Here is a 7,519-nt window from a genome sequence, read left to right as displayed (position 1 = left end):
CCACCTCGGCTCGAACTGGTTCTGGCTCGACCCGGAGACCCGTGTAATGGCCATCGGCACTTTAGAAATCAACGGTTGTCATTGCTCCTTTTCCGATAACGGTGTCTTGCTTGGTTAGTAGTGCTTCTTTAATTGCTTTTTTCTAATTACATATTGCGTTGACCTATCCAATTGTGGACTATGGTGAAGTATGAATTAGCGATATCTGGGGGCTGTGCATGTCAAAAAATAAGCGGGCTATATTAATCCTACTCATTCTATCTGCTCTGTTGTTTGTTGGCCCCGGTGCAGCTGATGCCACGAGCGAGGGCGTCGTAAGTCCCTCTATTCCTGATGTTACTGAGCAGCAATCTTCGTCTTCGGCCTTTAATTCTTCCGATTCAATCGGTGAAGAACTCGCCCAAGGGTCTATTGAGTGGAAGGTGGGCTGGAATATAGTTAATGGTAGTTGGTTCTATGCGGATTCTATCAATCCGGTATCGCTGCATTCTGGCTGGCTTGACACTAACGGTGCCTGGTTCTGGTTCGACCCGGAGACCCGTGTAATGGCCACTGGCATGCTCAGGCTGGGCGACAACGCCTTCTGGCTCGACCCATCAAACGGCGGCGCCATGGCGCTCGGCTGGGTCCGCGACGGCGGCAGCTGGTACTACGCCGGGGAGGGCGGCGCGCTCGCGTCGGGCTGGCTCCACCTCGGCTCGAACTGGTTCTGGCTCGACCCGGAGACCCACGCCATGGCCACTGGCATGCTCAGGCTGGGCGACAACGCCTTCTGGCTCGACCCATCAAACGGCGGCGCCATGGCGCTCGGCTGGGTCCGCGACGGCGGCAGCTGGTACTACGCCGGGGAGGGCGGCGTGCTCGCACGCGGTCCTATTTCTGTTGGTGGCGTGCCCTATTGCTTCGACATTGAGACCGGGGCCATGCTGACGGGCTACCAGACGGACGCGCAGGGCGTCCGCCGCTACTTCGGCAGCTGCGGCCCCCTTAACGGCTGGGGCCTCGTCGACGGCTCTTGGTACTGGTTCGCTGACGGTATCGCCTCGACCGGCTGGATTCGCACCGGCGGTTCCTGGTATTGGCTCGATCCCGAGGCGGGCGGCGCCATGGCGACGGGCCTCCATGTGTGTAACGGCGCAGCGTACTGGTTCAACGCCTCCGGCGCCATGGCGACCGGCTGGGTGCTCGATGGCGGAACCTGGTACTACGCGACTGGCTCCGGCGCCCTCGCCTCCGGCTGGCTCAACCTAAACGGTACGTGGTACTGGCTCGATCCCTCGACGTACGTCATGGCTACGGGTGTCCAAACTATTGGATCATGTGAATACATATTTAATAGTTCCGGCAAGATGATGGCTAATTGCTGGTCAAACGGTGATGGGTCCTGGATGTATCATTCTTCATCCAGCGGTGCAATTGACCTTAAAGGCATCATGACCGATTCAGGAATTCAGCTGATTGACGATGGCGGGAATGTTAGAACGGGCTGGATTGAGAGTCAGGGTTCTCGATATTATTGTTCTGCTAATGGGGTAATTCTGACTGGATGGCAGCAAATAGCTGGGTCTTGGTACTACTTTAACTCGGATGGTCGAATGGCGACCGGCTGGCTTAACGATGGCGGTAACTGGTTCTGGCTAGATTCCTCTTCTGGCACAATGAAAACGGGATGGCTTTCCCTTGGGGGCACATGGTATTACCTTGATGCCGCACGTGGGGGAGTAATGTTGAGCAACGGTTGGTATTGGATCGGCTCTACTGACTACAAGTTCAGTCCATCCGGCGCAATGGTTGGCGCTTGGGTCGATGTCCCGTGCTATTCGCAGTACCCGGAACTTCCTACTGGCTGTGAGTCGGTTGCCCTTACAAACTTGCTTAACTACTATGGTTTCGGTTTAGGTAAGACGATTGTTGCGGATTATTACTTGCCCAAGGGAAGCAACGGCAACTTTGTTACCGCCTTTGATGGCAACCCAAGGCGTAGTAGCGGGGGTCTCATGGGATGCGTCGCCCCTGCGATTACTATTGCTGGTAATAACTTTCTGCGTGCTGCTGGAAGTGGCAAGCAGGCAAAAGACGTCTCTTTCTCGTCAATTTCTTCCATTAAGAACAGACTGGCCTGTGGTCAACCTGTTGAGATGTGGAATACCGAGTGGGGAAGTTGGCCAGGAGGCCGTTATGCTGCGCGCTGGTATAACGGGCATTCCTATGGCCTGTGGGGCGGTAATCATGCCGTAGTCCTTAAAGGCTATGATGACGAGCAGGGAATTGTCTATCTTTCGGATTCGATTAACGGCAATGTTACGCGAAATGCCCAGGTGTTCTTCGGTACGTGGCAACAGATGGATAGCCAGGCCGTGGTAATTGAATAGCCATGATGTTAAAAAAGGGGAGAGCTCGACGAGCTCTCCCCTTTTTACTACATTTTTAATCAAGCTACGCTGTCCTATTACGTCCAAATAGTTCGTTCCAGTTACTAGCTGCCAAAACTGTTCCGCACACAATTACAACGCAGCAGATTACGGATGCCACGTCGGGAATTGTTCCAAGCAAGATCAGGCCAAAGACCACCGACCATGCCGAATAGGAGATATTCAGAGCCATCGCACGCGCTGCTCCGATTGCCGCAATGCCCTTGTAATAGAACAGATAGGATGCAGTTCCTGCGAGCCCGGCGAGTGCAATAATTAATGTGGGCATGCTCGGGATTGCGCCCAGCGTGAAATGCCATGCTCCGAAGAGGGGAAGTACAAGCACTCCATAAACAAGCGCACTTGTAGTTTCGCGGATTTGCAAAGCCGTTTCGTCATCAACGGCATCATCTTTCATTCCCCATGCGCACAGCACCGCTTCGGATCCCCATCCAATAACGGCAAGCACCGCGCCGAGTAAGCCGAGAGGGGCATTTGCAATCTCGCTCGATCCGGCCGATAGATAGCCCATCGTCATTACGCCGCAAAGGGCAACAAGAAGGGAAAGAATCTGACCTTTGCCCATTTTCTCCTTCAGCAGCACGAATGAAAGGAATGCTCCGACTGCGGGATAGAAGGCGGAGATAATTGCCGTGTAGGCTGCTCCGATATTATTAATCGCCAATACGTATCCGGTCATTCCGATGGGTCCACCGAGCAGCGCGCCGGCGATGACGACCTTGCCAGAACGAGTTTTAAGTGCAGCGAGCGTGTCTTTTAATCTGCCTCGAACTCCCATGTATCCAAAGAGCCAGATTGCACAGAAGGCATCATGGAGAAAAGATCCCGCAATGGAGGCGCATGCAAGCGCTTCCGCCGATCCAATATAGGGCGCGAGTGCCAAGCCGATTCCAAGAATTACTGTATCAAGGCCCCAAAGAAGGCCGCTAAAAAAGCCGAATTGCATCGTTACTCACCTTTCCGATAGATCTCCAGTGCTTTTTTGAGGTATTTGGCACCGTAATTAAAGTAGATATAGAGCCATTCACCCACGAAATCGCCTTCGGCTTCTTTCAGAAGAGACCAGAGGTACCAGCACCATCCTGCAAGGGCAATGTGCGCATAGTTATGCGCAACTTCGTTGTTAGTTGCCTTGCGCCCAAAATATGCATCAAGCGCGCGGTCGACTTCATCTTCGGAAAGCTCGCAGCAGACACTGCACGTTCCAAAATCGTTCGCGTAATCGCTCATGCCAGCATATTCCCAGTCAATGAGATAGTACTTGTCGTTTTCATCGATAAGAAAATTGAGGTAGAAGAAGTCATTGTGACAAAGGCATTTTGGTGCATTGTCGGCCTGAACAAAGTGCTCCAATTCATCGATTTCGGCGGCCATTTCCCTGTAGCCTGGAATGTCGATGGGGCCTTTTTCCAGAAGAAGTGATTCGTAGCGCTTCGCTTCGAGGTAGAAGTCAAATTCGGTTTCGACATTTGCACCGCTCTCGTGAAGCGAACGACACATCTGCATCATTCGATTCATTTGGGCAGCATCATGTGGATCAGGCTGCTTTGCGTTGGGTACAAACTTCGAAATTTTCCAACCGCGCTTTGGGTCCTCATGAATAAACGTATCGTCAAGGCCGAGTTCCTTGGCCTTTTTAAGTGCGGCTACTTCTCCATTTCTGTTAATAAGCAGTTCGGTTCCGACTCCCGGATGGCGGTAAACGTACTCTCCATCATTGGTTCTAAAGTGGCACGACAGGTTCGTAAGGCCTTGTTTAAGGGGATAAACGTCGTGAATCTCTGATTTGGAACAGCCGAGCACTTGCTCGATGTTATCGAAAATATCGGAGTCAACGTTTTCGATAAAATGCGGATCAAAGGCACGCAGCTCATCAAGAGAATCGAATTCGTTGATCTCGCCCTCAGGATACTTCTTGATCGCCATATCGAGCTCCTTGATGTGCTCGATATACAGATCTTCCCAAAGCTTGTCCGTTGTTTCGGGCTTGTTATATTCCGTTTCAAGAATCTGCTTAAACGCAAGCGAGAACGCTTTATCAAAGTAAACATGTCCGAGCATATACCATGCATCGGAACCGCCAATCGTAACATTGGTGATTCTATCCATTGCTCCCGTTTGAATGCACCATTCTTTGGTGGCGCCTTCAGCATATTGAGCAGAATAAAATGCTTTCCAAACATATGCTTCAAACGGATTGTTTAGAAGGTAATCATCGCTTGAGCAAATGTAGGTGTTGCCAAGCCGCTCTTTTACGCACATAAGCGATGCGTGGTTATTTTTGGATGCGTATTCGTTGTTGACGACAATAGAAACGCCGAACTTGCTTTCAAGATAGAAGAAATACTCTTTTTTATAGCCGACAACGACGGTGATATTGCTGATACCCGCGTCTTGCAGCTGCCTAATCTGACGCTCAATGAGAATCTCACCACGTACTTTTAAAAGGCCTTTGGGCTTTTCATACGAAATGGGAGCAAAGCGGCTCGAAAGCCCTGCAGCCAATATCACTGCGTTTTCAACCTTATAGGGATGAAGCGCTTCGTAACCGCTGTCGGTTAGGCTGTCCGATTCGAGAAGGCCCTCATTCGTGAGCTCTTTATTTGCTGCGTTTACTGATCCAAGTGAAAGGCCAGTCCGCTCGGCAACTTCTCGCTGGCTGGCATATGGGTTCTTTAGGTATTCGTACAGAACTGTAAAGTTACGCTTGGTCAGTTCCACTACAGGCCTCCAATTAAGATGTTCATTACTTAGGAAGAGAATAGAATGATTGAACGATATGTTCAATTTAATATATTTATCTACACAGACTGAACAGACAGTAACGAAAATCAATTTTGGAATGTGGATTAAAATAGATAAACGAGATATCTGGGAGGGTCGCTTATGTATCGATTCGAAAAGAAGGCCACGCTTGTTTGTGCTGCTGCGTCATTAATCACTGCTTGCTGCTTGCCCCTGAGTGCGAATGTCGCGTTTGCACAGGATTCCGTTGAGGCTCAGAGTATTGAGTCAAAAGCGGATTTTTCTTCTGTGGTTTCCGATGATTTGCAACCTGATAATTCTTCCGTCATAAAAGATGGCTGGCAACGAGACGAGTCGTCTGGAGTTTGGTATTACGGAAAAAACGGTAAACACCAAACTGGCTGGCTGCAAAGCGGGGGCTATTGGTATTGGCTAGATCCTGCCAATGATGGTGCAATGCAGACAGGTTATTTCAATGTGACCGATGCTGGCGGATCAACTACTTCGTTTTATGCGAACGACGGTAATGCCGCAACGCCTTTTGGCGCGCTATATCAGAACTGCTGGCTACGCAACTCAGATGGAAAATGTTTTTATGCCAATGCTGGAGGCGATTTAGCTGCTGGTTGGTTTTACCAAAACGGCACATGGTATTACCTGGATCCTGCCACCCATGTAATGCAGGTTGGTTTTGTCGACCTCGGGAGCGGGAAATACTATTTAGATGCCTCTGGAGCTATGAAAACCGGCTGGATTCTCGTTGACGGGAATTGGTACTGGGCTTATTCATCGGGTGCCCTTGCTTCGTCATGGCAGACGATAGGTGGGGCTCGCTATTATTTTGACTCACAGACGTTCATCATGTTCAAGGGTCGTCAAAAGATCAATGGATGTACCTACATTTTTGGTGACTATGGCCTTGCAAATGGATGGTACAAGGATGGATCAGATTGGTATTATTGCTCTAACGGTATTGCGGCTACTGGCTGGAAACTCGTTAACGGCGCTTGGTATTATCTCGACCCAGCTTCCGACGGTAAAATGTTCGTTGGGTATTTAGATCTTGGCAATGCAACTTATTATTTAAGGTCTAATGGGGCCATGGCTGTTGGTTGGGCCCAGGTCGAGGACGGCTGGTATTTCGCCTCCCAATCTGGTGCACTTATTTCTGGCTGGTATAAAGAAGGCGCGAGCTGGTATTACCTGGACCCTGTTAGCCATCTCATGAAAACGGGCTTATTTGAGGTGGGCGGCAACGATTGTTTTGCAAACCAGAGCGGTAGGCTTGTGGTTTCAAGCTGGGTTACCGTTAATGACGGCGTTCAAAGATACGCCGATGATAATGGATATCTTTGCAAGGATGTGATTCGCGAAAACGGCACTATCCTAAAAATCGCTGGAGCTGATGGTTGGCAGGTTGCGTCCGGTTGGGTTAATGTCGCAAATCTTAGATTTTACGCTGAGCCCGGAACGGGTGCCATTCATCTTGGATGGCTACAGATTGACGGCGATTGGTATTGGCTTGATGCCGATTCTGGCGTGATGAAGACCGGATGGGTTTTTACTGGCGGTGCATGGTATTACCTAAACGCCGACGGAAAAATGGCAACTGGTTGGAAATGCCTGAATGGAACATGGTATTACCTTGAGTCCAATGGAAGCATGCATGTTGGCTGGCTTAAAGATTCGGGTAAGTGGTATTGGTTAGACGGCAGCGGCGCTATGGCAACGGGCGCAAGGACCATCGATGGCGTTCGCCGAATTTTCTGGAGCGATGGCCAGTGTGACAAAGTTGGCTGGCAAAATCCTCCGCAGTATCCTCAGGTCAGCTCTTGGACTGTTCAGCTGCCTAGCTATTGCACCGGATACTTTACCTATGTGACCCCTTCTCGCATTTCTGTCGAAGCAACGCGGGAAGATTGCGTGAACGCCTTTATCCAGCGCGCCTATGAGTATATCGGTACGCAATATATTGAGCCTTGGTCTACCGCTCCCGGTGGAGCTGTTGATTGCTCTGGTTTTGTCTTGCAGTGCCTTTATGCTACTGGCATGGATATGGGTGTTTACAACCCTTATAACCATCGCTGGGATCCAAGCCAAACCTACAATTCCATGAATTGGTATCGAAGTAATATCTTTATGCCCGTGAGTACGAACTCAATTCAGCGTGGCGATGTGATTTATTATCGCGGGCATATCGCAATTGCACTTGGCGGCGGTATGATGATTGACTCCTGGCCTCATCAGGGCGTCGGAATTCATCCCATTAGCGCAAGGGGTAATGTGATCGGCGCAGCCCGTCCATTTGTGTAATTACTTCGTTGCAAGATTTGTAACAGGAA

The 7,519-nt window shown here is 50.2% G+C and carries 4 protein-coding genes; 2 read left to right on the top strand and 2 right to left on the bottom strand.

Annotated features, from left to right (window positions below):
- The first annotated feature begins 218 nt into the window (after window positions 1-218).
- Window positions 219-2,372 (top strand): C39 family peptidase, encoded by a 2,154-nt coding sequence (locus DXD94_RS02010; RefSeq protein ID WP_117763062.1) that lies wholly within the window; start codon window positions 219-221, stop codon window positions 2,370-2,372.
- A 64-nt stretch (window positions 2,373-2,436) separates the two neighbouring features.
- Here the strand turns inward: DXD94_RS02010 and DXD94_RS02005 are convergent, their stop codons facing one another.
- A complete protein-coding gene (locus tag DXD94_RS02005) occupies window positions 2,437-3,378 on the bottom strand; it encodes a DMT family transporter (RefSeq protein ID WP_117763061.1) in 942 nt (313 codons plus the stop codon).
- 2 nt (window positions 3,379-3,380) lie between these two features.
- Window positions 3,381-5,153, bottom strand: a complete 1,773-nt coding sequence (locus DXD94_RS02000; RefSeq protein WP_199568334.1) for a phosphotransferase — start codon at window positions 5,151-5,153, stop codon at window positions 3,381-3,383.
- Between the two features lie 165 nt (window positions 5,154-5,318).
- On the opposite strand from DXD94_RS02000, the gene DXD94_RS01995 reads away from it, so the two are divergent.
- Window positions 5,319-7,490, top strand: a complete 2,172-nt coding sequence (locus DXD94_RS01995; protein WP_117763060.1) for an NlpC/P60 family protein — start codon at window positions 5,319-5,321, stop codon at window positions 7,488-7,490.
- Window positions 7,491-7,519: the final 29 nt, after the last annotated feature.

The sequence above is a fragment of the Collinsella sp. TM10-22 genome (genome assembly GCF_003466125.1).
GTDB lineage: Bacteria > Actinomycetota > Coriobacteriia > Coriobacteriales > Coriobacteriaceae > Collinsella.
The sequence above is the reverse complement of the archived record's forward strand: the minus strand, read 5'-3'. Positions and strand labels throughout refer to the sequence as shown.

What these genes read in the sequence shown, in the direction of transcription:
- DXD94_RS01995 (WP_117763060.1), top strand. Translation starts at nt 5,319, where the DNA reads ATGTATCGATTCGAAAAGAAGGCCACGCTTGTTTGTGCTGCTGCGTCA.
- DXD94_RS02005 (WP_117763061.1), bottom strand. Translation starts at nt 3,378, where the DNA reads ATGCAATTCGGCTTTTTTAGCGGCCTTCTTTGGGGCCTTGATACAGTA.
- DXD94_RS02010 (WP_117763062.1), top strand. Translation starts at nt 219, where the DNA reads ATGTCAAAAAATAAGCGGGCTATATTAATCCTACTCATTCTATCTGCT.